The following is a 25203-nucleotide window of genomic DNA, read 5'->3' as shown; positions in this document are numbered from 1 at the left end:
AGGAAGGATGGCAAATGTCTGTTTCCGCAGTATTTGAGCAGTCTGTAAATCGTGATCCGCAGCGGGTCGCCATTAGTCAGGGCGAAACGCGGGTAACCTATCAACAGCTATTGCAACGGGTCACCGCATTGAGCGCCGCGCTGCGTCGGCAGCCGGGTAGCCCCTTTACGCTGGTGCTGTTGGAGGAGGGGACCGCGCTGGTGACGGCGGCGCTCGCGATTATGCATGCGGGGCAGGCATTTGTTCCTTTATCGCCGACGTTGCCTCGGCAGCGACTGGAAACCCTGTTGGCACAGTTTCCCGATGCGCGGTTGATCGCGACGTCGCACGGGCTGGCTTCGGTTCGCCATCTTACCGACCGGCTGAGCGTTGTCGAGGTGGATGACCTGGGCGTGCCCGCGCTGTCCGCCGGGGAGCCCCTTCCCTTAGAGCCGACGCGAACGCAGCCGTTGGCCTACGTCTATTTCACTTCCGGCTCCACCGGCATACCCAAAGCGGTGCTGGGGCGCAGTGACAGCCTGCTGCATTTTATCGAGTGGGAGAGCCGGGAACTGGCTATCACGCCGGACGATCGCGTCAGTATGCTGACGTCGCAGATGTTCGATCCTTTTTTGCGCGACATGCTGCTGCCTTTGCTCAATGGCGCCACCCTGTGTATTCCGCCGTCCCGCGAACTGATCCACACGCCCGCCGCGCTGCTGGCATGGATGCAGGCGCAGCGGATTACCGTCACTCATCAGATCCCCTCGTTGCTGCAGGTTTTGCTGGAGTATCCCGATGCGGCGCAGCGGCTGCACGACGTGCGCTATGTGCTGCTGGCGGGCGAGATGCTGAAAGGTTCGCTGGTGGCGCGCTTTTATCAGAACGGCCCGGCAAACGCCCAGCTCATCAACCTTTACGGCCCGACGGAAACCACGCTGGCTAAGCTGTTTTATCGCGTAACGCCGGCCGATGCCGCGCGCGCGGGCGTGCCCGTAGGGCGGCCCATTCCCGGTGCGAGCATCAGCGTGATTGATGAAAGCGGCAATCACGTCGCCGATGGCGAAAGCGGTGAGGTCATCATTATTACGCCGTGGATGAGCGCAGGTTATCGGCAGCCCGACGCCTCCGACGCCTTTTTCACCGACGCGCGCGGGACGAAAATGTACCGTACGGGCGATGTGGGGCGTCTGACGGCCACGGGCGATCTGGAGCTGCTGGGGCGCAACGATTTTCAGTTGAAGATCAATGGTCAGCGCGTGGAAACGGCGGAAATTGAAACGCTGCTTGAGCGCCATCCGGCGGTACAGCAGGCTGCTGTCGTCGCCTTTGCGCAGCCGCAGCAACTGGTGGCGTTCATTACCCTGAAAAACGAACTGAATCAGGCGTCAACCGTGCTGCGCGACTATCTGGCCGCTTCGTTACCCGCCGCGCTGTTGCCGACCGATTTTAGCCTCCTCGAGCTCTTTCCCCGCCTGCCTAACGGCAAGCTTGACCGCAAAGCGCTGCCTCAGCCTGCGCCGCGCCGAAGCGCCCCGTTGGCCGCGGCGCAGCAGCCCCACGCCGGTGAGGAGCAGAAGCTGGCGGCGATCTGGCAGCGTCTGCTGCCGGTGAACGCGGTCGGGCGCGATGACGACTTTTTCGCCCTCGGCGGGAATTCCCTGCTGGCGATGCGCATGATCGCCTGCGTGCGTGCCGAACTGGACCGGGAGCTTGAGCTCGCCGATCTGCTGGCGCAGCCGACGCTGGCGGTCTGCGCACAAGCGCTGCGCCAGGCCGAACAAGATAGCGTGCAGACGCAGAGCAGCGTCACGCTCAGCGATGAGCAGCAGGGCATGTGGTTAATTCAGCAACAGGCTCCCGAATCGCCCGTATGGCAGTTGGCCTACCGTGCCGAATGGCAGGGGCCGCTGAACATTGAGCTGTTGCAGCAGGCGCTGAATCAGGCGCTGCGTTGCCATGACGCGCTGCGGACCCGCTTTACCCCGTATCAAGACGGCGTGACGGCGCAGATCGCCGAACAGGTTGTCGTGGATATCGACCGGCAGGATTTTAGCACGCATGGCAGCGACGCGCGGGGAGCGGCGGAGGGCTGGCTGGCGCAGTTAACCACGCAACCGTTCAATCTTGCTCAGGCACCGCTGCTGCGCATCGCTTGTGCGCAGGTACAGCCGCACCGGACGCTTATCGCTCTGGTGTGTCATCACATTATCGCGGATGCGGAGTCCGTGGCGCTGCTGTGGCGACAGATGTTGGCGGATTATGGCCGTCTGCTGGCGGGCAAAACGCTGACGCCGGTCGCAGCGACTTCCTGCCAGACAGTCCATGCACGCCGCCAGCAGCAGCGTAGCGCAGGGCCGCGAGGGGAAGCGCTGCGTGCCTGGTGGCGACAGCAATTGGCGGGGCCGCTGCCGTTGCTGCAGCTACCTTATGATTTTCCCGTCCCGGCGGTGCGGAGCTACTGCGGCGGCCGTATTCCTTTCCACTTGGCCCAGGCGACCGCAGATGCGCTGGCGGCGCTGGCCGTGCGTCACGGCGTTACGCCTTACGTGGCGTTATTGACGGCCTACACCGCTTTTATGGCGCGCTATACCCGCCAGCAGGATCTGACGATAGGTACGCCTGTCAGCTCCCGCCATGCGTTGGATAACGAGCAGGCATTCGGCCTGTTGTTCAATGTGGTGGCGCTGCGTCAGACCGTGGATTTGCATCAGCCGTTTAGCCGGTTGATGCGACAGGTTGCCGCTGGCTTTATCGCGGCCGTTGCCCATCAGGATTTGCCGTTTGGTCAGGTGCTGACGGCGCTGGAGGAGACGCGTCATCCGGGCATTTCCCCGCTGTTTCAGACGCTGTTCGTCTGGCAGCAGAAACCGGATGCCGCAACCCGCCTGGGCCAGAGCAGCGTCTCGGCGCTGCAGGCGGTGGATCGCGGCAGCGCCACCTATGAACTGACGCTGGAGATGTGGCCCGACGAGACGGGCATCGCAGGCCAGTTTGAATATGCCGACGATCGCTTTCTGCCGGACACGATTGCCCGTATGGCGGCCAACTTTACGACTTTTGTCGAGCACTGCATCGCGGACAGCGAAGAGGCGGTGGGGCGTCTGCCGCTGCTTTCCGAAGCAGAGCGTCGGCAAATCGGGCAGTGGAACCAGACGGCGCAACCTTTCAGCAGCGATATTGGCATTCATCAGATGTTCGAGCGCCAGGTGTCGCGCACGCCGGACGCGCCTGCGCTTGAGTTTCTCGATGAGGTGCTGAGTTATCGCGAACTGGACGCGCGTGCCAACCAGCTCGCCCACTGGCTCATCGCGCAGGGGGTTGGGGTGGACGTCGCGGTTGGGTTGTGTATCGAGCGTTCGCTGTCTCTGGTGATTGGCTTCCTGGCCATCCTTAAGGCAGGTGGCGTCTATGTCCCTATCGATCCGGACTACCCGCAGGAGCGCAGCGATTATGTGATTGCCGATTCCGGGCTGCAGTTGATGCTGACGCAGGAGCAGTTTGTCGGCCGCTTCACCCGTGCCACGCAGCACATAACGCTGTTCACTGTCGAAGCGCTGGAGCCGCAGTTGAACGACTTGCCGACCCGGGCCCCCGCGCCGCGTGCCGGCGCCGACAACACTGCCTATATCATCTATACCTCAGGCTCCACGGGCCAGCCGAAGGGCGTGCCCATTCGTCATCGCGGCGTGTGTAATCTGGCGGAAACCGAAGTGGCGCTGCTTGATATGCAGCCCCCTGGCCGGGTGCTGCAGTTTGCTTCGTTCAGCTTCGATACGTCGGTCTGGGAAATCGTCATGACCCTGTGCTCCGGCTGTACGTTGCTGATGGCGCCGCGCCTCTCGCTGCTGCCCGGACCGGATCTGCTGGAGCAACTGGAGCAGCGTCGGGTCAGTCATGTCACGCTGCCGGCCTCGGCGCTGGCGGCATTACCGGAGGCTCCGTTGCCGGATCTGCGCGTGCTGATCGTGGCGGGCGAAGCCTGCGGACTCGATCTGCTGCAAAAATGGGGGAAAAACCGCCGTTTCATTAACTCTTATGGCCCCACGGAAACGACCGTCAGCGCCACCAATGCCGAGCTGACGCAGGCCGACAACCGTGTGCACATTGGCCGCCCGGTGCATAACACCCAGGTATGGATCCTGGATGAGTTCCGTGAGCCGCTTCCCGTTGGCGTCGTCGGGGAGCTATGTATTGGCGGCGTCGGCGTTTCACAGGGCTATTTGAACCAGCCTGCCCTGACCGCCGACCGCTTTATCGCCGATCCCTTCAGCGCGACGCCAGAGGCGCGGCTCTATCGCACCGGCGACCTCGCCTGCTATCGCAACGACGGCAATATTGATTACCTGGGACGCATCGATAATCAGGTGAAAATCCGTGGTTATCGCGTTGAGTTGGGCGAGATTGAGACCGCGTTGCGTCGCCATCCTGCCGTGGCGGATGCGGTCACCCTGGTGCGCGAGGATTACCTGGCCGCCAGCGCCGTCGTCGCTTATGTGTTGCCGCATGCGGGGCAGCAGCCGGATCGGGCGCAGTTGCATGCCTGGCTGGCCGCCACGCTGCCGGAGTTCATGTGCCCCGCCTGCTATGTATTGATGACCGCGTTTCCTCGCCTGCCGAACAATAAAATCGATCGTAAGCGTTTTCCGACGCCGCAACCCGATGCCGTGGCGAACGCGCCAGGCGAGGCGCCGAAGGGCCGGGTGGAGCAGGCGATCGCCGCTGTCTGGAGCCGGGTGCTGGGGATCGAGGGCATAGGTCGCGACGACTCCTTCTTCGCGCTGGGCGGACATTCGCTACTGGCGGCGCGGGCAGTGGCGCTGCTGGCCGCTGAGCACCAACTGCATTTGCGCGTCAGCGACATCTTTACCCGTCGCACTCCGCGCCAGTTGGCGCTCAACGCTGGAGAAACCCAGACGGACAGCGCGCTGTGCAGGCAGCCGGCGCTGAAAGAGGCGCCGCTGAGTTTCGCTCAGCAGCGTATCTGGTTCCTTGAGCAGCTTCATCCCGACGGCAACAGCTACATTACGGGAGAAATTAAAACCTTTACCGCGTCGGAGGTGACTACCGAGCGGCTGAGCGCGGCGCTGGAAGCGCTGTTCCGTCACTTCCCCTTGCTGAATACCCGACTGCGCGCAGACGGTGCCGTCCCCCATCAGTATTGGTCTGACGCTCCCGTTGAGTTTGCGGCTGAAGGCGTCGACGATGATGCGTGGCACGCCCGTGTACAACAGCGCGCGACCGCGCTGATGAGCGAGCCCTTTACGCTGCTCGCGGCGCCGCTCTATCGTCTGTGCTTTATTTACTCCCCGCAGGGGCGCAACGCGCTGATTTTCTGCGTACATCACCTGTTGGTCGATGAACATACGCTGTCGCTGATAGACCAGAGTCTGACACTGTTGATTGACGATCCGCAGGCGGCTTGCACCGCGCCTGCCATCAGCTATTTGCAGTATGCCGCGTGGGAGCGCAGCACCCCGCATCAGGAGGGGCTTGATTGGTGGCGCGAAGTGTTCCTTACGCCACCGCCGGTTATCGCCCTGCCGCAGCGTCCGCAGCCCGATGAAACGGACTGGCGGGCGGCTTATCAGACGTTGACGTTGCCCCTGCCGCTGACCGAAGCGCTGCGCCAACTGGCGCGGCAGCAGGACACCACGCTGTTTACCCTGCTGCTGTCGACGTTCCAACTGCTGCTGCAACGTTACAGCGGTGAAAACGATTTAACTATCGGCCTGCCGGTGTCGCTGCGCGACAGCGACACGTTGCAAAGTTTGCCGGGGTTGCTGCTCAATACGCTGGCGTTTCGTCAGACCCTGGACACCAGCCAGCCTTTCGCCACTTTTCTTGCCGCCAGCGAGGCGGCGCTGCGTGAAGCGCTGGCTCATAAAGAGACGCCCTTCGAGCAGGTGGTTAATGCGGTATTGCCGGCGGAGGGGCGAGCTACGTCCCCGCTGTTCCGCATTATGTTCGTTTATAACACCTCACAGGATGAGCGCAGAGAGGGGGCCGAAGCGCGGCTCAGTAACCAGGCACTCAACGCGCCGGACGCCAAATTTGATCTGACGCTGTTTGTGCAGGAGACGGCGACGCAGTTGACGCTGAATATTGAGTATCGCCCGTCGCTCTATAGCGCCGAGGTTATCGACGCTCTTGCCGCGTCCTATGGTCGCCTGCTGGCGAGTTTGAGCCGTCGGCCGCAGTTGCCTGCCTGTCGGCTGGATATGTTGTCAGAGGCGGAGCACCGCCATTTGCTTGATACCCTCAGCGCAGGTCCACGCCGTGCGGCCGCGCCGCTGTTGCAACAACGTTTCGAACAGCAGGCGCGGGCGACTCCGCAGGCCACGGCGTTGGCCTGGGGCGAACGGCAGATGAGTTATCAGCAGCTCAATCAGCAGGCCAATCAGTTGGCGCATTTGCTGACGGGGCTGGATATCGGGCCTGGCGCGCGCGTGGCGGTGCTGCTGCCGCGTTCCACTGCGCTGGTCTGCGCGATCCTCGCGACGGTCAAAAGCGGGGCGGCCTGGGTGCCGGTGGATATCGCTTATCCGGCGGAGCGCATCCGTTACATGCTGGAGGATGCGCGTGTGGCGCGTGTCATCACTACGCGCGAACAGGCTCTGCGGTTGGCGCTGACCGAGCAGCAGACGATTTTGTTGACGCCGGAGATGACGACAGACGGCGACGTCAGCATGGCTGACCCGGCGCAGGGCGCCGTTGCGGACGATCCCGCTTATGTGCTCTACACCTCCGGCACCACCGGCGCGCCGAAAGGCGTGGTCATTCCCCATCGCGCGCTCGCCAATTATCTGCAGCATGCCTGCGATAACTACGATTGCGCGCAGGGACGCGGCAACACGCTGCACGCCTCCATCTCGTTCGATGCCACTCTGACCAGCCTGTTCCTGCCGTTGTTGAGCGGTAAAACGCTGTTTATTCTGCCCGATGAAGAGGATGTCCCCGCGCTGGTGTCGGCCTGGAAGCAACTTTCCGGCATGACGATGGCGAAGATAACGCCTTCTCATCTTGAACTGCTCAGCCAGCAGATTCCCCCTGCGGCGGCTGGCCATGCGGCAACGCTGGTCATCGGCGGCGAAAACCTGGCGGGCGCCGCAGTGCGCTTCTGGCGTGAACATGCGCCTCAGGTCTCGATCGTGAATGAATATGGGCCGACGGAAACCACCGTCGGGTGCTGCGTCTATGCGCTGGCTGCGGGCGAATGCGCCGTCTCGGGCGCGGTTCCGATTGGGCGGCCGATTGCCAATATGCGTATTTTCCTGCTGGATGAACACCGGCAACTGACGCCGCCGGGGGGCGTAGGGGAGATCTATATCGGCGGGGCGGGTGTGGCGCTGGGCTATTTTAACCGCCCGGAACTGACCGCCAGTCGTTTTATTGACGATCCTTTTGCCGCCGAACCCGGCGAGCGGCTCTATCGCACCGGCGATCTGGCCCGCTGGTTGCCGGATGGCAATCTGCTCTATCTCGGCCGCCGGGATAATCAGGTGAAGCTGCGTGGGCACCGCATTGAGCTCGAAGAGGTTGAAGCGCAACTGGTCGCGTGCGAGGGCGTCAGTCAGGCTGCGACAGGTATTCGTCAGGTCAACGGGCGTCCTCACCTGGTGGCCTATGTGGCCCTGGCCAAGGGGGCGGCAACGCTGGATAGTGTGCGTCAGCAGATAGCGCGCCGTCTGCCGGAAATCATGCGCCCGACCCAGTGGCTATTGCTGCCGTCCATTCCCCTGACCAGCAACGGTAAAGTCGATCGCGCCTGGCTGGCCGCACAACCGCTGCCGGTGACGGTCGCGCTCTGCTTCCGGGCGGCGGAGAGTGAGACGGAGCGGCAACTGGCGGCTATCTGGCAAAAGGTGCTGGGAGGCGAAACGCCAGGGATGGATGACGACTTCTTTGCCCTGGGCGGCGACTCCATTCTTAGTCTGCAAATCGTCTTCCTCGCTCGCGAGGCGGGGCTGCGCGTTCAGGCGCGTATGCTGTTTGATTATCCGACGATCGCCAGCCTCGCCAGCGTGGTGGAGCCACTGGCATCCGCGCCGACGCAAGCACGCCCGGCCATGCAGGCTTATAAGTTGCTGCCTGCCCAGCGCTGGTTCTTCGCGTTGGGCTCGGAAAACACGCATCACTACAACCAATCTTACCTCTGGCGGTTGGACGCGCAGGTCAATTTGCCGCAGCTGGAACGGGCGCTGCGCGGGGTTTTGCAGCAGCATGAAGGGTTGCGAGCCCGCTTCAGCGCAGCCGATGCGCCGGCCACTATCGCCGCCCTGACGGACGCGCCGCTGCTGCGTGAAACGCGCCTTGGCGCGCCTCACGACGGCGAAGCGGCGGTTATCGCCTGGGCCGGATCGCGTCAGTCACAGCTGGACATTGCCCAAGGGCCGGTGTTCAGCGCCGATGTTATCCGTGCGGCATCCGCCGATTACCTGCTGTTAAGCGTTCACCACCTGGTGGTGGATGGCGTCTCCTGGCGCATTATTATCAGCGATCTCAGCCGCGCGTATCAGGCACTGGCACGAGGCGAAGCACTGCCCTGCGAGCCGGCGACGGCTTCGCTGGCGGAATGGGGCACATGGTTGCAGCAGGTCGTCGATCCCGTTTCGGCTGCCGATGAGCACCGCTATTGGGAAACGCAGCGGCATGCCGGCGCCGCTATTCCGGTAGACAGCGGCACGCGTGCGCTGCCTGGCCGTACGGGAGAAATGCGCAAGGTTCAGATTACGCTGGATCGCGCGGCCACTCAGGCGTTGGTGCGTCAAACCGGGCGGGCTTATCACACCCATGTCGGCGATCTGCTGCTGGCGGCGCTGGCGCAGACGCTAAGCGAATGGACCGGCAGCCGCCAACTGCGTATCGATTTCGAAGGGCACGGGCGCGATGACGCGCCGGATGCGCCGGATGTCAGCCGTACTGTGGGCTGGTTTACCGCTATTTACCCGATCCTGCTGCAATTGCCGCCGACAGGGTCGTGGGGAGATCTGATCCAGGACGTCAAAGAGGCGCAGCGTCGGGTTCCTCACGGCGGCGTGGGTTACGGCATGCTGTATGACGCCGCTGCACAGGCAGCGGAGGTCTGCTTCAATTATCTTGGGCAGTTCGACGGCGATTTCCATCAGCCTCCGCTGAGCGGCGTGGCCGATCTGCTGATGGCGCACCGTTATGCGCCTGAAAATCGTCGTGGCTGGGCGCTGGAGGTGGATAGCTACATCGATGAGGGCGAACTGGTTATCGTCTGGAGCTACAACCCGAACAGTTGGCGGGCGGAGACCATCGCCGCGCAGACGGACGCGATGAAAAAGCATCTCGATGCGCTGATCGCCCACTGCCAGGCGCAAGCACGCACGACCTGGACGCCGTCCGATTTTCCTCTCGCAGGCCTGAGCCGGGCATCGCTGTTGCAACTGCAGCAGCGTCATTTGCAGATTGTGGATATTTATCCTCTTACGCCGACTCAGGAGGGGATGCTTTACCATTCGTTGGCCGACAGCGATGCAAGGCTCTATCACGAGCAGATCTGTTTTGATCTTGCGCGCGGGGTCGATCTTGCTCGCCTGCAACAGGCGTGGACGCAGGTGATCACCGCCTGCCCGGCGCTGCGTACCACCTTCGATCTGAACGCCGAAGTCGGGCCGCTGCAACTGGTGCATCAGCAGATGCCTGACGCCTGGCGCGTGGTGGATTATCGCTCGCCGCAGGAAGAGGACATCGCGGCGCTGTGGCGTGCGGACCGGGAGCAGGGGTTCGATCTGCATCAGGGGCCGCTGTTCCGCATCACCGTGCTGCTCGCGCAGGATAGCGTGCAGATGCTGTTCAGCCACCACCACGCCATTTTGGACGGCTGGTCGGTGACCCTGCTGCTGGCGCAGGTGGCTGCGGCCTATCATCAGACGCCGCCACCGCCGTCGGCACCGGCATTCAGGCACTATATCCAGTGGCTGCGCCGTTCCCGCGCCGGCAGCCAGGCGCACTGGCAGCAACGACTGGCCGGCCTCAGCGCCGCGACGCCGTTGCCGGCCGCTTATCCGGGGCGTACGCCGTCTCAGCAACGCCAGCGGCAGGATTTTCAACTGGATGTCGACCTTTCCGCGCAACTGGCCAGCTTTGGTCGCCGTCATCGCCTGACCATCAGTACGCTGGTGCAGGGCGCTTGGGCGCTGCTGCTGCAACGCTACAGCGGTTCGGCGGAGAGCCTGTTCGGCGTCACCCTTTCTGGCCGCCATGCCGATCTCAGCGGCATTGAGCGCATGGTCGGTTTGCTTATCGGCACGGTGCCGATGCGGGCGAGCGTCCAGCCGGACGTTCGCGTGGTCGACTGGCTGCATGCGCTCCAGCGTCAGCAACTGGAAAATGAGCGCTTTAGTGACATTTCGCTGGCGGAGCTGAAGCACAGTTGCGGGCTGGCCGGTTGGCCGACGCTGTTTGATACCCTGGTGGTCTTTGAGAACTACCCGCAGCAGGAGAATAACGGGCTATTCAGTTTCACGGCGGCCCAGGAGAGCACCAACTATCCGTTAACGCTGGTGGCTTCGTTTGGCACGGCTCTGAGCGGGGCGCTGGTGTATGACGACGGGCTTTACTCTCCGCACACCGCCGGTCAGTTGACGCAGCACCTGCTGCATATATTGCAGCAATGGATAGACGCGGATGACCGGCGGCTGTCGGAGATCTCCCTGCTGGACGCCTCCGGGAACGCGGCTCTGCTCAAAGGGCTGCAAGGGCCGGTTCTGCCGCTGCCTGCGGGCGGCGTTTACGCGCTGTTTGCCCAGCGTGCCGCAGCCATGGGCGAGCATATCGCCGTGATAGAAGGCGAACTAAGCCTGACCTATGACAGCTTGCGGCAGCGTGCCGAGCAGATCAGCGCCCGTCTGCATCAACGCGGGCTGCGCGCCGGGGATCGCGTCGCGCTGTTTTTGCCTCGCGGCGTGGAGTATGTCGCGGCGATGCTTGCCGCCAGCCGCATCGGCCTTTGCTATGTGCCGATCGACGCCGCCAGCCCTGCCGAACGCATCCGGTATCTGCTGTCCGACAGCCAGTGCCCTCTGACCCTCACCCAGCAGACCCTGGCGGGTGCGCTGCCGTCCGATCAGCCTCTGCTGCTGGTTGACGAAGCCTCGCCCGATCTGCCTTTGCCGCCGGAGGTCAGCCAGGGGAATTCACTGGCTTATATCCTGTATACCTCCGGCTCAACCGGCAGGCCGAAAGGCGTCATGATTGAGCATCGCAGCCTGATTAATTATCTCCTCGATGCGAGCCGACGCTATCAGCTACGTGCCGGTATGCAGAGCCTGTTCCATTCGTCGGTGAGCTTTGATGCGACCCTGACCAGCCTCTGGCTGCCGCTGCTGACGGGCGGCACCCTCGTTGCCATCCCCGGTGAGGGCGATTTGCAGGCCATGGCGCGCCACCTGAGCACCTCTTCTGCGGAACAACTGCTGAAAATCACCCCTGTCCATCTCGCGCTGTTGCAGGAGCAACTGGATCTCGCGGCGAAAGGGCGCGTCAGCGCGCTCGTCGTCGGGGGCGAAGCCCTCAATTGCGAAACCGTGCAGCGCTGGCTGCGGGAGGCGCCCCACACTCGCATTTACAACGAATATGGTCCGACGGAAACCGTGGTGGGTTGCTGCGTCCATTTGGCGGATGCGGTGCGCGATCGTCAGGGCGCAATGGCGATTGGTCTGCCCATCGCCAATACCCGCCTGCTGGTGCTGAACGAGGATCGGTCGCCGACGCCGACGCCGCCGGGGGCGGAGGGGGAGCTTTATATCGCCGGTGCCGGGCTGGCGCAGGGGTACTGGAACCGGCCTGATTTGACCGAGGAAAAATTCATTACGCTGGATTTGGCCGGGGAAGCCGTACGCGCCTACCGCACAGGCGATCGGGTCGGCCTGATGCCGAACGGCGAACTGATGTATTTCGGCCGCTGCGATCGCCAGCTCAAAGTGCGTGGCTACCGTATCGAGCCGGGTGAGATTGAGGCGCAGCTGATGCGTCATCCGCAGGTGCTGCAGAGTGCCGTCGCCCTGCTGCCCGGACGCTCGCAGGAAGATGCGCAACTGGCGGCCTGGGTCGTGCCGCAGCAGGCGGGGATGGAAAGCGAGGTGCTGCGTGCGTTTCTGGCGCTGACGCTGCCCGGGTACATGATCCCGGGCGCGATCGTGGTGCTGCCCGCGCTGCCGCTGACGTCGAACGGGAAAGTGGACTATGGCGCTCTGCCTCTGCCCGTTCGCCCGCAACAGACCGAGCTGCTGGCACCCGCTACGCCGCTGGAGAGCGCCATTCAGGCTACCTGGGGAGAAATCTTACGCTGCGGGCCGGTCAGCTGTGACCAGAACTTTTTCGCGCTGGGTGGGCATTCGCTGCACGCCCTGCGGGTCGCCGCGCGACTCGAAAATCAACTTAATGTCAGGGTCTCCCTGACCGATCTGCTTAACCATCAGACTGTCCGGCAGTTAGCGGCGGTACTGGCACAACGGACGACGCCGTTATCGGAAGAGCGCGCCATCACCCGCGTGTCGCGCCGACAGGAGACGCCATTGTGATGCACAACCAAGAATACGATAAACCGCAATTTACCGGAGGCGACATGCAGGAAAACCATTTCCAGTTCAGAGCATCGCTGGCGCAAAAGCGTCTGTGGCTGCATGAACAACTGGGACATGATTCAGCAATTTATCACATCAGCACGTTACTGGAGCTGGAAGGGGAGCTGGACGAAACGGCGCTGCAGCAGAGCGTGAATGACCTGGTGGCGCGCCATGAATCTTTCCGCACCGATTTTGTCTGGCAGGATGAGGCGCTCTTTCAGCGCTGTCATGACACCATGACGCTGCCACTGGAGAAGGTGGATTGGGTCGCGGCGGATGAAGCGGCGTTGCAGGCGCAGCTGAATGCGGCGAGCGAACGCCCCTTCAATTTACAGCAGGCGCCGCTGTCGCGTTTCGTGCTGTTCCGCCGCGGCGCATGTCACCATATGCTGCTTATCGTGTTGCATCATATTATTTCCGATGGCTGGTCAGCCGGCATCATCAGCCGCGAGCTGGCTTCCTGCTATAACGCCCGGCGTCAGGGGCTGGCGGCGGATCTGCCCCCGCTTGACATTCAGTACATCGATTATTCCGAATGGCAGCATCAGCAGCAGGAGGGGGATGACGTCGCCCGCTCCCTGGACTGGTGGCGCGAAAAACTGCGTAACCTCGAACCGATAGATTTGCCCTGCGATCGCCCACGGCCAAATCGGCTCAGTCTGCGCGGAAAAACGCGCTTCTTCTCGCTGCCGCCGGCGCTGGCGCAAACGCTGGGTGAACGCGCCCGCGCACGCAACAGCACGCTTTATTCGCTGTTGCTTAGCGCCTTCTCGTTGATTCTGCATCGTTATAGCGGACAGCGCGACCTGGCCATCGGCTCGCCGGTGTCCGGGCGTGGGCGGCTTGAGCTGGAAGGCGTGGTGGGCTTCTTCGTCAATACGCTGGTTTACCGCATCCAGATCGATCCGGAAGAGAGCTTCACCGCCTTGCAGCAAAGCGTTTTCCGCACGGTGGTCGACGCGCTGGAGCATCAGCAGGTGAGCTTCGATCGGCTGGTTGAAACCCTTAATCCAACGCGCGATCTCAGCTACTCGCCGCTGTTCCAGGTGATGTTTTCCTTTGATGAGAGTGGGCAGCAGGGCTGGACGTTCGATGGCCTACAGGTTAAGCCGCATTCTCTGGCCGGTGAACAGGCAAAATTTGATCTGACGTTGTCGATGGAGAGCCGAGGCCGGCAGCTACAGGGTGCCTTCGAGTACAGTAGCGATCTGTTTGATGACGCCACCATCGCGCAGTTGGAAGCGGATTTCCTGTTCCTGCTCGGTGAAGTGGCCCAGGATGACACCCAGCGGCTGGAATGCTACCCCTGCATCACCGCGCGCGACTTGCACAGCGAACGCCCCCATACATACCCGGTCAGCCAGGCGTTGCATCAGCGTTTCGAATATCAGGCGCAGCGCTATCCGGATGCCGTAGCTATCGGGACGGGTGAGGGACGCAGGCTGACCTATCAGCAGTTGAACGCGCGGGCGAATCAGCTGGCGCACTATCTGTTGCTGGGCATGCAGGAGCGTCCGGCGCAAGGCGGCGGTCTGGTCGGGATCTGCATGGATCGCGACGAAGCCTTGCCGATCGCCATTCTGGCGGTGCTGAAGGCGGGGATGGCCTATCTCCCCATTGACAGTGGCCACGGTGCGGAGCGCGTCCGTTTCTACGTCGAGGACGCCGGGGTTCGTCAGGTGATCGGTGTCTCGGCGCATCAGTCGCTGTTTGAGGGCTGCGAGGTCGACTATCTGTGCACCGATTGCGAAAGCGGCTTGATCCAGACGATGCCGGAGACCAATCCCGATCGGCCGGTTACGCCCGATGCGCTCGCCTATGTCATCTACACCTCCGGCTCGACCGGCACGCCGAAAGGCGTGGAAATACCTCATGCCAACGTTATGCGCTTGTTTGCTGCCGGCGAGCGCCATTTTGCCTTCAGCGAACATGACATATGGACGCTGTTCCACTCCAGCGCCTTTGATTTCTCCGTCTGGGAAATCTGGGGGGCATTGCTGTATGGCGGTCAGCTCAGCGTGGTGCCGTACTGGGTCAGCCGCTCCCCGGAACAGTTCCGGCAGTGGGTAAGCGATGAGCGCGTGACCGTGCTTAACCAGACCCCTTCCGCCTTTGCGCAGTTTATCGCCGCCGATGCGACGTCCCCGGACGCGGCGCCTCTGTCGCTGCGCTACGTGATTATGGGCGGTGAAGCGCTGGAACCGGCGACGCTGCTCGGCTGGCTGGCAAAATATGGCGAAGATGCGCCGCAGATTATCAATATGTACGGCATTACCGAAACCACGGTGCACGTCACCTGGCGGCGCATCACGTTGGCGGACGCGCGACAGGGAGGCAAAAGCCCCATTGGCGAGCCGCTGGACGACCTTGAAATCTATTTGCTGGACGCGCAGCAGCGGCCGGTGCCGCCCGGCGTGGTGGGCGAAATGTATGTCGGTGGCGCCGGGGTCGCGCGCGGCTATCTGAACCGTCCCGAACTGACTCGCGAGCGGTTTTTGAATAAAGCCGAGCTGCTGGGCGGCGGCGATGACGATGGTGCGCGCCTCTATCGCAGCGGCGACTTGGCGCGTCGACGTCGCGACGGCTCACTGGAGTATCTGGGGCGCGCCGATCATCAGGTCAAAATACGGGGTTTTCGCATTGAGCCGGGAGAGATTGAAGTGGCGCTGCAGCGGCTGGATGGCGTGGATCAAGCGGTGGTGATTGCCCGTGCGGACAGCGCCGATCGTCAGATGCGTCTGATTGCCTGGGTCGCCACGCGTGAAAACGGTCTCAAGGTGGAAACGCTGCGCAATGGGCTGCGCCGCACGCTGCCGGATTACATGCTGCCCTCCGCCTTTGTGTTTATGGAGGCGCTGCCGCTAACGGCGAACGGCAAGCTGGACCGGCGTGCGTTGCCGGATCCGCAGGCGCTTCGTCCGCAGTTGGCGAGCGACTATCAGGCGGCGCGCACCGAGACCGAGGCGGCGCTGCTGGCGCTCTGGCGCGACGTGCTGAAGGTGGATGACATCGGCGTTTACGACAACTTCTTTTCGCTGGGCGGCGATTCGTTGCGCGGAGTACAGGTTGTCGGACGCGGGCGCGAACGGGGATTGGCGCTGACGCTGGTCAATCTGTTCCAGCATCAGACCGTGGCCGAACTGGCGGCGTTGCTGGACGCCGGCAGCGGGCAGGGCGTCGGCGGTCCGATAACCGCTGCGCCATTCAGCCAGATTACGCAGGAAGATCGCGAGCTGTTGCCGCCGGAGGTGATTGACGCCTATCCGCTGAGCCGTATGCAGGCGGGCATGTTTTACCATATGAACCTGACGCCTGACGCCAATGTTTACCACTGTACCGGCACCTCGCACTTGCGTATCAACGCCGCCTTCAACGAAGCGGCTTTTCGCCGGGCGGTGGCGGAAACGGTGGCTGCTCATGATGTGTTGCGAACTGGGTTTGATTTCGCACGTTACAGCCAGCCGTTGCAGTTAGTCTGGCCGCAGGCGGAGCTGCCGATCCTAGTGGAGGATCTGCGCCATCTCGACAAGCAACGGCAGGAGGAGCGTATCAGAGCCCTGTTGGATGAAGAACGCCATACACCGTTCGATTTGCAAAGACCGACGTTGCTGCGTTTCTTCATTCAACTGCGTTCCCCGCAAAGCTTCCAGTTCACCATGACCGAATGCCACCCGGTATTCGATGGCTGGAGCTATCACACCATGATCGTTGAGGTGTTTAACCGCTATGCCGTTCTGACCGGTGGCAGCCAGTGGCAGCCGCCGTTCAAGCCGCAGCAGGAGTACCGCGACTTTATCGTTCAGGAACAGGCCGCCATCCGGGACGATGCGCAGCGCCGTTACTGGCAGCAAACTCTGGCGGATTGCACCCTTCTCAGGCTGCCTCATCAGGCGCAGGAGGCGACGCTGGGAGCTGCGCCGCGTCTGAAATCGCTCTCGTTTACGCTCGACGATACGGTTTATCAGGGGATGCGCCAACTGATGCAGCAACTGGGCGTGCCGCTAAAAAGCGTGCTGTTGGCAGCCCATGTCAAAGTGATGAGCGTGTTCAGCGGCGAACCGGATATCCTGACCGGCATTCCGACCAATGGTCGTCCGGAGGCGGAAGGCGGTGATTGGCTCTACGGCCTCTATCTCAATATTTTGCCGTTCCGCCAGGTGCTGGGAGCGCAAAGCTGGGCGGAAGTGATTCGTCAAACCTTCGCCAACGAATGCGCGGCGATCCCTCATCGCTGCTATCCCCTTGCCGAAATTCAGCGCCACTTTGGCCCTCAGCCGTTGCTGGATGAGGTGCTGTTCAACTATATGGATTTCCATATTTACGATCAGATGACGCCGGCCCTGGGATTGGGCGTGGTGGATAAGCTGAACGTGCAGGATGTCCATGAGGGGACGCACTTTACCCTGAATGTTCATTTCCAGCACAAAACGCTCTCTTCAGCGCTGGCCAGCAATCAGGTGAGCGTCCAGCTGGATTATAACGCCAGGCTGCTGAGCCGGGAGCAGGTGGAGCAAATGGCGGCCTGCTACCAACGCGTCCTCGGCGCGATGGCGGCAGAGCCGCAGGCATTGCACCTTGCCGTCGATTTTGTTCCCGCAGAGCAGCAGCGTCAGCTGGCTGCATTTACGCGCGGACCGGCAGGCTACGCCGGCACGGAAACCCTGGCGACGCTGTTCGCCCGTCAGGTGGCGCAGCAGCCCGATGCCGACGCGGTAGAATGGGAAGCCCAGCGCCTGAGCTATCGCGAACTGGACCGGCAGTCAGACCGGCTGGCGTCCTTGCTGGCGCAGCGTGGCGTGACGCGTGGCAGCCGCGTAGCGCTCTATCTGGGTCGCAGCGTCGGCCTGATTGTTTCAGTGCTGGCGCTCAGCAAACTGGAGGCGGTTTATCTCCCGCTCAATCCGGAAGATCCGCATGCGCGTCTGGTGGAGCAGATAACGGATGCGCGCTGTTGCCTGCTGATCACGCATCAGCCGGAAAGGGCGCTGGCAGCAGAGACCGGCGTGCCGCAGTTGACGGAGAAGGAACTGAGCCAGGGCGATGCCCCGGCGATGCCTTTTGCTGTCGCGCGAGGGGAGAGTTCCCTTCCTCTGTACGTGATGTACACCTCCGGCTCGACCGGCAAGGCCAAAGGGGTGCTTATCGCTCAGCAGGGGGTGATTCGCCTGGTGAAAGAGGTCGGCTATCTCGATTTCACCCATTGCCGCCGCTTTCTGATGCTGGCCGCCGTGAGCTTTGACGCGTCTACGCTGGAAATCTGGGGACCGCTGCTGAACGGGGGCACCATCGTCATCTATCCGCAGGGCCCGGTGGCGATACCGCAACTGGAGACCTTGCTGGTCGGACAGCGGGTAGAGAGCCTGTTTCTCACCACGTCGCTGTTTAACCTGATTGTCGATGAATGCCCGCAGGCATTGCGTGAAGTACGGCAGGTGATAAGCGGTGGCGAGGCGATGTCGCTGCGTCATGCCGCCCGCATCAGCGAGCTCTATCCGTCGCTGACGCTGATCAATGGCTACGGCCCGACCGAAAACACCACCTTCACCACCAGTTGGCGTTTTCGCGCTACCGAAAGCGGCATTGTGCCAATCGGCAGGCCCAATGAGGGAAACATTGCCTGGATTCTGGACGCCTTTATGCAGCCGACGCCTCTCGGCACGCCTGGTGAGCTCTATATAGGCGGGCCAGGTCTGGCGCTGGAGTACCTCAATCAGCCCGAACTCTATCAGCAGCGTTTTATCGCGAATCCTTTCGATCCGGAACGATCCGAGCGCCTTTATCGCACGGGCGATCGCGCCCGTTTCCTGGCTGACGGGGCGATCGAATTTTTGGGGCGGATTGACGATCAGTGCAAGATCCGCGGTTTTCGTATCGAGACGGGCGAGATCGAAGCGACGATCGGTCGCCACCCTGACATTGAGCGGGCTGCGGTGCAGGTGGTGGAGGAGCCCAGAGGCAAACGCATTGTCGCCTGGCTGGTGATGCAGCCGGAACGTTCTTTCGATGCCGCTGCGCTGCGCACCTGGCTACTCCAGCATCTTCCGCGCTATATGGTTCCGGCCCGCTTCCAGGTGCTGGATGCGTTGCCGCTGACGGCCAACGGTAAGCTGGATACCTCCCGCCTGCGCGCTGAAGATCGCCAACCCACGCCGACCGACACGGCTCCGGTGGAACTCACCGATCCCACGGCAAAAGCGATACAACAGGTCTGGAGCACGGTGCTGGGCGTGGCCGCGCCAAATCAGCAGGAGAACTTTTTTGACCTGGGCGGCGATTCGTTGCTGCTGGCGCGCGCGCACCTGCGGCTTGCCGCGCTGGGCTATAGCGGGGTGAGCATCGTTGATCTGCTTAACTACCCGACCATTCAGCAACTGGCGGATTACATCAACGGCGGCCAGCGGCAGCCCGACGCCAGCCTTGATGCCATTCAGTTACAGGTGAATGCCGGCCGCAGCCGTCTTGCCGGCTTGCAGCAAAGAAGGAGCGGTAAACAATGAGCAATGCAGAGATGTTAAAGGACGCACTTCCTCAATCCCTGCACGGTTTTGAGATCGCGATTGTGGGTATGGCGGGATCGTTTCCCGGTGCGGCAGATATTGAGGCTTTCTGGCGAAACATTGCCGCAGGGGTTGAAGCGATACGCGAATTGAGCGATGAGGAACTGGATGCGGCCGGTACGCCGCACGCTGAACGCGAACAGCCGGACTTTGTGCGCCGGGCGGCGGTGCTGGAGGATGCCGAGGCGTTCGACGCCGCTTTCTTCGGCTACTCGCCGCGCGAAGCGCAGGCGATGGATCCGCAGCAACGGCTGTTTCTGGAAACGGCGTGGCTGGCGCTGGAACATGCCGGTTATGCGCCGGGGAAATTTCCCGGACAGATTGGCGTTTTCGCCAGCGCGTCCAACAGCAGCTACGCCATGAGTTATCTGCTGCGTCATCCCGATATCCAGCGGCATGTGGCGCTGGACGGTCTGTTGTCGGGCAATAATAACGATTTGTTATCCACTCGCGTTGCTTACAAGCTCAACCTGCGTGGCCCGGCGATGACTATCGGAGCCGCCTGTTCCAGTTCGCTGTTGGCGCTGCACGCCGCCTGCCAGTCGCTGCTGGCGGGCGAGTGCGATATGGCGCTGGGTGGCGGCGTGCATGTCGGCTTCCCGTTAAAAAGCGGCTACCGCTATGAAAACAGCGGAATTTTATCGCACGACGGACGCTGCCGCAGCTTCGACGCCGATGCCAGCGGCACGGTGGCGGGCGATGGCGTCGGCGCGGTGGTGCTGAAGCGGTTGCAGGATGCTCTAGATGGCGGCGACAGAATATACGCCATCATTAAAGGCTCGGCAGTCAACAACGACGGCTCCAGCAAACCGGGCTTTACCGCGCCGTCGATCAACGGTCAAACCGAGGTGCTGCGGCGCGCGCTGGTCGCGGCAGATGTGGCCCCGGAAAGCATCGGCTACATTGAGGCGCACGGCACGGCCACGCGGCTTGGCGATCCCATTGAGTTAAAGGCGCTGCTGAATGCCTACGGTAAACAGCGGGGGCCGGATCATCGCTGTGCGGTTGCTTCGGTCAAAGCGAACGTTGGCCATCTCGATTCTGCCGCGGGCGTTACCGGCGTGATCAAAGTGGCGCATATGCTGATGCATCGCTATCTGCCGCCTGCGGTGAATTTTTCCCGGCTGAATACCGAGATTGATCTGCGGGGATCGGCGTTTTATATCCCGCAACAGGGGGAACCCTGGTCCAGCGACCGGCCGCGCCGCGCCGGGGCCAGCGCCTTCGGCATCGGCGGCACCAACGTGCATATGGTGCTTGAGGAATCGCGTTTTGTCGCTCCCTCCGGGCCGGGACGCCCGCAGCAGTTGCTCTGTTTCTCGGCGCGCTCGGCGGCGGCGCTGCGCGACGGGATGGCGCGTATGCAGGCATGGTTGTCATCCGCAGAGGAGAACGAATCGGAGGGCGAAGCCCTGGCCGATGTCGCCTGGACGTTGCAGGTTGGACGCGAGGAGATGAACCATCGTTGTGCGCTGGTCTGTCGCGATCGGCAGCAGGCGCGGGCGGAACTGGCCCACCGATTGGCTCTGCCCGAAGGGGGCAAGGCGATGGCGGATGCGCGGACGATTTTTATGTTCAGCGGCCAGGGATCGCAGTATGCGGGCATGATGCATGATCACTATCAGCAGGAGCCGTTTTTCCGGGATGTGGTGGATGAATGCGCCGGCTTGTTGAAACCGCTGCTGGGACGCGATATTCGTCCGCTGCTGTTTGAAGCCGCCGACGATGCTTCGCTCTCGGCGCTTTATCAAACGCGTTTTACCCAGCCTGCGCTGTTCGTGGTGGAATACGCGCTGAGCCGGCTGCTGATGTCCTGGGGCCTGGCGCCCGCGGCCTGCATCGGGCACAGCATTGGCGAATATGTTGCCGCCTGTCTTGCGGGCGTATTTTCGCTGGAGGACGGACTGCGCATCGTCGTCCGCCGCGCGGCGCTGATGAACGAGATGCCGCCGGGTAAAATGTTGGCGGTTGGCCTGAGCGCCGCAGAACTGGCGCGCCGGCTGCCGGATGGCGTGTCGCTGGCCAGCGAAAACGCGCCGGAGTTTTGCGTGGCTTCAGGAGAAAGCGAGGCTATTGAAACGCTACAGGCTCTGCTGGATGCCGACGGCGTCGAGGCGAAACCCCTGCACACCTCGCACGCCTTTCACAGCGCCATGATGGAGGGCTGCCTGGCGGATTTTGAACGCGCTTTTGACGACATTACACTTTCGCCGCCTACGCTGCCGTTTATTTCCTGCGTCACCGGCGACTGGATACGCCCTGAGCAGGCGACCTCTCCGGACTATTGGGTCAGTCAGTTGCGTCAGCCGGTGGCCTTCAGTCAGGGGGTAAAACGCCTGCTGGACGAACCGCAAAACCTGCTGCTGGAAGTGGGGCCGGGCAGTACGCTCACTGGCCTGGCGCGCATGCAACTGGATGGTGTCGCTGCCCGGCGTCGGGTATTTAACGGCGGCGTCGGCGTCAAGCAGCCGCGCGCCGGCCTGCAGACGCTGTTGGCGGCACTGGGCGAGCTGTGGTGTCAGGGCGTGGCGGTCGACTGGCCGCGCCTTTATCAACATCAGCAGCGGCGACGCGTGCCGCTGCCCGGCTATGCGTTTCAGCGTCAGCGCTATACGCTGGCGTCATTGGTCAACAGCCAGAGTGCGCAACTCCCGGCAGTTGGCGAGCGTCTGCCGATGGCGGAATGGTGTTATCAGTCACGCTGGAAGCAACTGCCGCCGCTGTCGTCAACGCCGGGTTCCTGGCGCGGACGGACGGTGGTTCTGTTTATAGATCGGCTGGGTAGCGGTAAACGGCTCGCGCGCATGCTGGAAAATCAGGGCGCGCGGGTCAGGCGCGTCAGTAAAGGAATACGCTTCCGTATCCTGAGATCCGGCAACGTCACCGTCAATCCGCAGCGTCCACAGGATTTTCATCTGCTGGCAGAGTATCTCCGCAGCCAGCAGCAGGCACCGGACGCGCTGATCCACGGTTGGAGCATCACGCGCAGTCGTGCGCTGTCGGCAAAAAACGCCACCCTTCATTATGAGTCGCTGCTGCATATCGCCCGCCATTTTCACCCGGAAAATGACGACGCCCCGTTGGATCTGTTTGTGCTGTCCAATCATCTGCATGCGCTGGCAGGCGATGAGCAGATCGATCCGGGTAAGGCGCTCATCATCGGCCCGAGCCGCATCATTCCGAAAGAGTTCAGTCAGATTCGTTGCAAAAGCATCGATTTCATCCCGCCGTCGCGCTACCGGGGGCTGGCGACTACCCGCGCTTTGTCGACGCTGCTGGCGGAGATGCAGCACACCGATGAGGCTCCGATGGTGGCGCTCCGTGGCGCGCAGCGCTATGCACCGCTGACGGAGCTGGATCGCGGGCAGCAGGCTGAACCGCCGTTTAGCTTCTGCGATGGCGGCAATTACCTCATCACCGGGGCATTCGGCGGCATCGGTTCCACCATTGCCGAGAATTTGGCGCGCCGGCATCGTGCCCGGCTGCTGTTTATTGCCCGTGGGGAGCTGCCGCCCGAAGCGGAGTGGGAGAGTTGGCTGGCGCGGCATGATGCCAGCAACGCCAAATCGCGGCGCATCGCTTTCTTGCGGCAACTGCAGCAGGCCGGTGCCCAAGTCACGGTGATCAGTGCCGACCTAGCCGATAAGCGCAGCATCAGTCGCGGTATCGCCGCTTTTACCCAGCGCTATGGAACGCTTAATGGCATATTCCACTGCGCAGGCGTGGCGGACGGCGGTCTGATCCAGAACCGCTCGGCGGACGATTCGCAGCGGGTATTTCAGGCGAAGGTGCAGGGGACACGCGTGCTGGAAGCCTGTCTGCGCCAGCATGCGCCCGATTTTTTTGTCGTCTGTTCTTCGCTGGCCGCTTTCGTCGGGCCGGTCGGCCAGGTGGCGTATTGTGCGGCTAATGCCTGGCAGGATGCCTGGGCGCTCAACGCTCACCAGCGGCGCGACGCGCGTACCCGTTATCTGGCCATCGGCTGGGATGCCTGGCGCGATGTCGGCATGGCGGTTGACAGCCTGCGGCAGTGGCACGGCGACAGCGGCGAGAAGACGTTGCGTGATGCCATTACGCCCAAGGAAGGATGGGCGTTGCTGACGCAACTGCTGGCGCGCAATGGCGGCCATTATCTGATCTCGACCCGCGGTCTGCCGCTGGTTGACAGCGACGAGAATGTGCAGACGGATATCGCCCAGTCGGATCGGGACGGCGAGAGGCTTCAGCCGGCCTTGTTTCCGCGCCCGCCGCTCAGCAGCGAGTATCTGGAGCCGCGCAATGAAACCGAACGTCAAATCACCGCAGCCTGGCAGGAAAAAATGGGTATCGGACCGCTTGGCATCGAGGATGATTTCTTTGAGCTGAACGGTCATTCGCTGATGGCCGTGCAGATCATCGCCCTGATTCGCCAACGGCTGAATGTTTCCCTGCCGGTCGGTTTTATCTATGACCACCCGACAGTGGCTGCGCTGTCGGAGCAGGTTCTTATGCGTTTGCAGGAGCGTCAGCCCGCGGTGGAGGAGGCTAAATGAGTGTTCATCATGACGTTCAGCATGCACGCAACCCTTATGGCGACGAATGGACAAGCGCCGCACCGCAGGAGGGCGTCGTCTATCCGCTGGGTTATGCCCAGCACTGCTTCTGGTTTGTTGCCGCCACCCTCGGGGATACGGCGAATAACCAGAGCTGCATTCAGATTGAGGGAGAACTGCAGCCCGCGTTGTTGGAGCAGGTATTGAGTGGCCTGATTGCCCACCATCCGATATTGCGCAGCGCCATTTCGCGCTGGGCGCCCACTCAGCGTATCCGGCCGGTCGGCGGCTTCGATTTGCCCTTTGCCGATTTGACTGGCGATCCCCCGGTGCAGGCGCAGCAGCACGTCAAGGACGTGGCGTGTCGTTTGCTCGCCGAACCATTCGATCTCCAGCGGCCGCCGCTGCTGCGCGCTCAGCTTTTTCGCCTGCAGCCCCAGCAGCACGTTCTGGTGCTCTGCTTTCCGCATATCGTGGCTGATGGCGCGGCGGTGCATCTCTTCTGCCAGCAGCTCTGGCAGCGTTATCGTCTGCTGGCGCGCGGAGACAGGGAGCCGTTAGCCGGACAGGCAGAGATGCCCTTTACCGCGTTAATCGCCAGTGAACGGGCGCGCTATCGTCGTCATGGCAGCGAAGATCAACGCTTCTGGCGCCGGCATTTGCAGGGCTATCCGTGGGCTACTTTTCCCCAGTGCTATATCAATCAGCAGCAGACGCACGCCAGCGACCGCTATGTCTCTTTTCCGACCGACAGCTATGAACGCCTGGAGAGCGTGGCGCGTCAGCATAAGGTGAGCCTGCAGATGGTGCTGTTGGCGCTTATCGGCAGGGTGGTACGCGAGATGACCGGCGCATCGCGTTTCGCGTTGAATTCCGTACTGGAAGGGCGTGACCGACCGGGGAGCGAGTCGCTGATGGCGCCATTGCTTCGCGTCATGCCTGTCCCCCTGGATATGAACGATGCGCCAACCTTCCCCACGCTGCTGGCTCAGGTGCGGGAAAGGGTGCTGCGCGCCTACGAACATATCGATTGTCCGTGGAGTTTGCCGGTTGGCGTGATGGCCGAACAACGCTGGCGCAACAGCCCGCGTCTGTTAACGCTGTTGATCCGTGCCGTCAGCGGGATCTATACCGCGCTCTGCCCGCGTGCAGCCCTCTATCCGCGCTTTCTTGCCGATTTCCTGCTGATGGAGCCGCAGCCGCCGCGCGCATTGTTCCGGCGCATTCCGCAAAGCGCCGGTGTCGCAGACCCGATCATCAACATCAATATTCTCCAGGATGCATTTCGGCAGAAAGCGCCGAGCGGCGGGGATGATCCGTTACGCCTGAGCGTCTGGCGGCAACCTGATTCGCTGGATGAGCAAGAGGAGGCGGATAACTGGGAGAACGACTCGATCAATATTTATCTCACCAGTTCGGCGGAGGGAAAACCCGTTTTACATATCACCTGCTGCTGCTTCAACGCTGACGGGTTAGAACAATTTATCAATCTGATGCAGCGGGAGCTTAGTGCTGTTGCGTTTGCGGCCTCCTGATAAC

General features: G+C 62.3%; 4 protein-coding genes. All 4 read left to right on the top strand.

What is annotated here, in order from left to right:
- The first annotated feature begins 14 nt into the window (after nucleotides 1–14).
- The 4 genes from JEM67_RS23585 to JEM67_RS23570 are packed head-to-tail and all read left to right on the top strand — an operon-like array spanning nucleotide 15 to nucleotide 25199.
- On the top strand, nucleotides 15–12530 hold the full coding sequence (locus JEM67_RS23585) for a non-ribosomal peptide synthetase (protein WP_199639471.1): 12516 nt from the start codon (nucleotides 15–17) through the stop codon (nucleotides 12528–12530).
- Nucleotides 12530–19072: a non-ribosomal peptide synthetase gene (locus JEM67_RS23580; RefSeq protein ID WP_233527886.1), complete on the top strand. Its 6543-nt coding sequence runs from the start codon at nucleotides 12530–12532 to the stop codon at nucleotides 19070–19072. Before JEM67_RS23585 ends, JEM67_RS23580 begins: the two co-directional genes overlap by 1 nt.
- Nucleotides 19069–23664: a type I polyketide synthase gene (locus JEM67_RS23575; RefSeq protein WP_199639475.1), complete on the top strand. Its 4596-nt coding sequence runs from the start codon at nucleotides 19069–19071 to the stop codon at nucleotides 23662–23664. The genes JEM67_RS23580 and JEM67_RS23575 overlap by 4 nt, the downstream gene beginning before the upstream one ends.
- Nucleotides 23661–25199, top strand: coding sequence for a condensation domain-containing protein (locus JEM67_RS23570; RefSeq protein ID WP_199639477.1), 1539 nt, complete (start codon nucleotides 23661–23663; stop codon nucleotides 25197–25199). The genes JEM67_RS23575 and JEM67_RS23570 overlap by 4 nt, the downstream gene beginning before the upstream one ends.
- Nucleotides 25200–25203: the final 4 nt, after the last annotated feature.

Origin of the sequence: Serratia sp. PAMC26656 (assembly GCF_016469055.2) — a bacterium.
In the GTDB taxonomy this organism is placed as follows: Bacteria; Pseudomonadota; Gammaproteobacteria; order Enterobacterales; family Enterobacteriaceae; genus Serratia; species Serratia plymuthica.
Note: the sequence above shows the minus strand (reverse complement) of the source record. Positions and strands in the feature narration are given on the sequence as shown.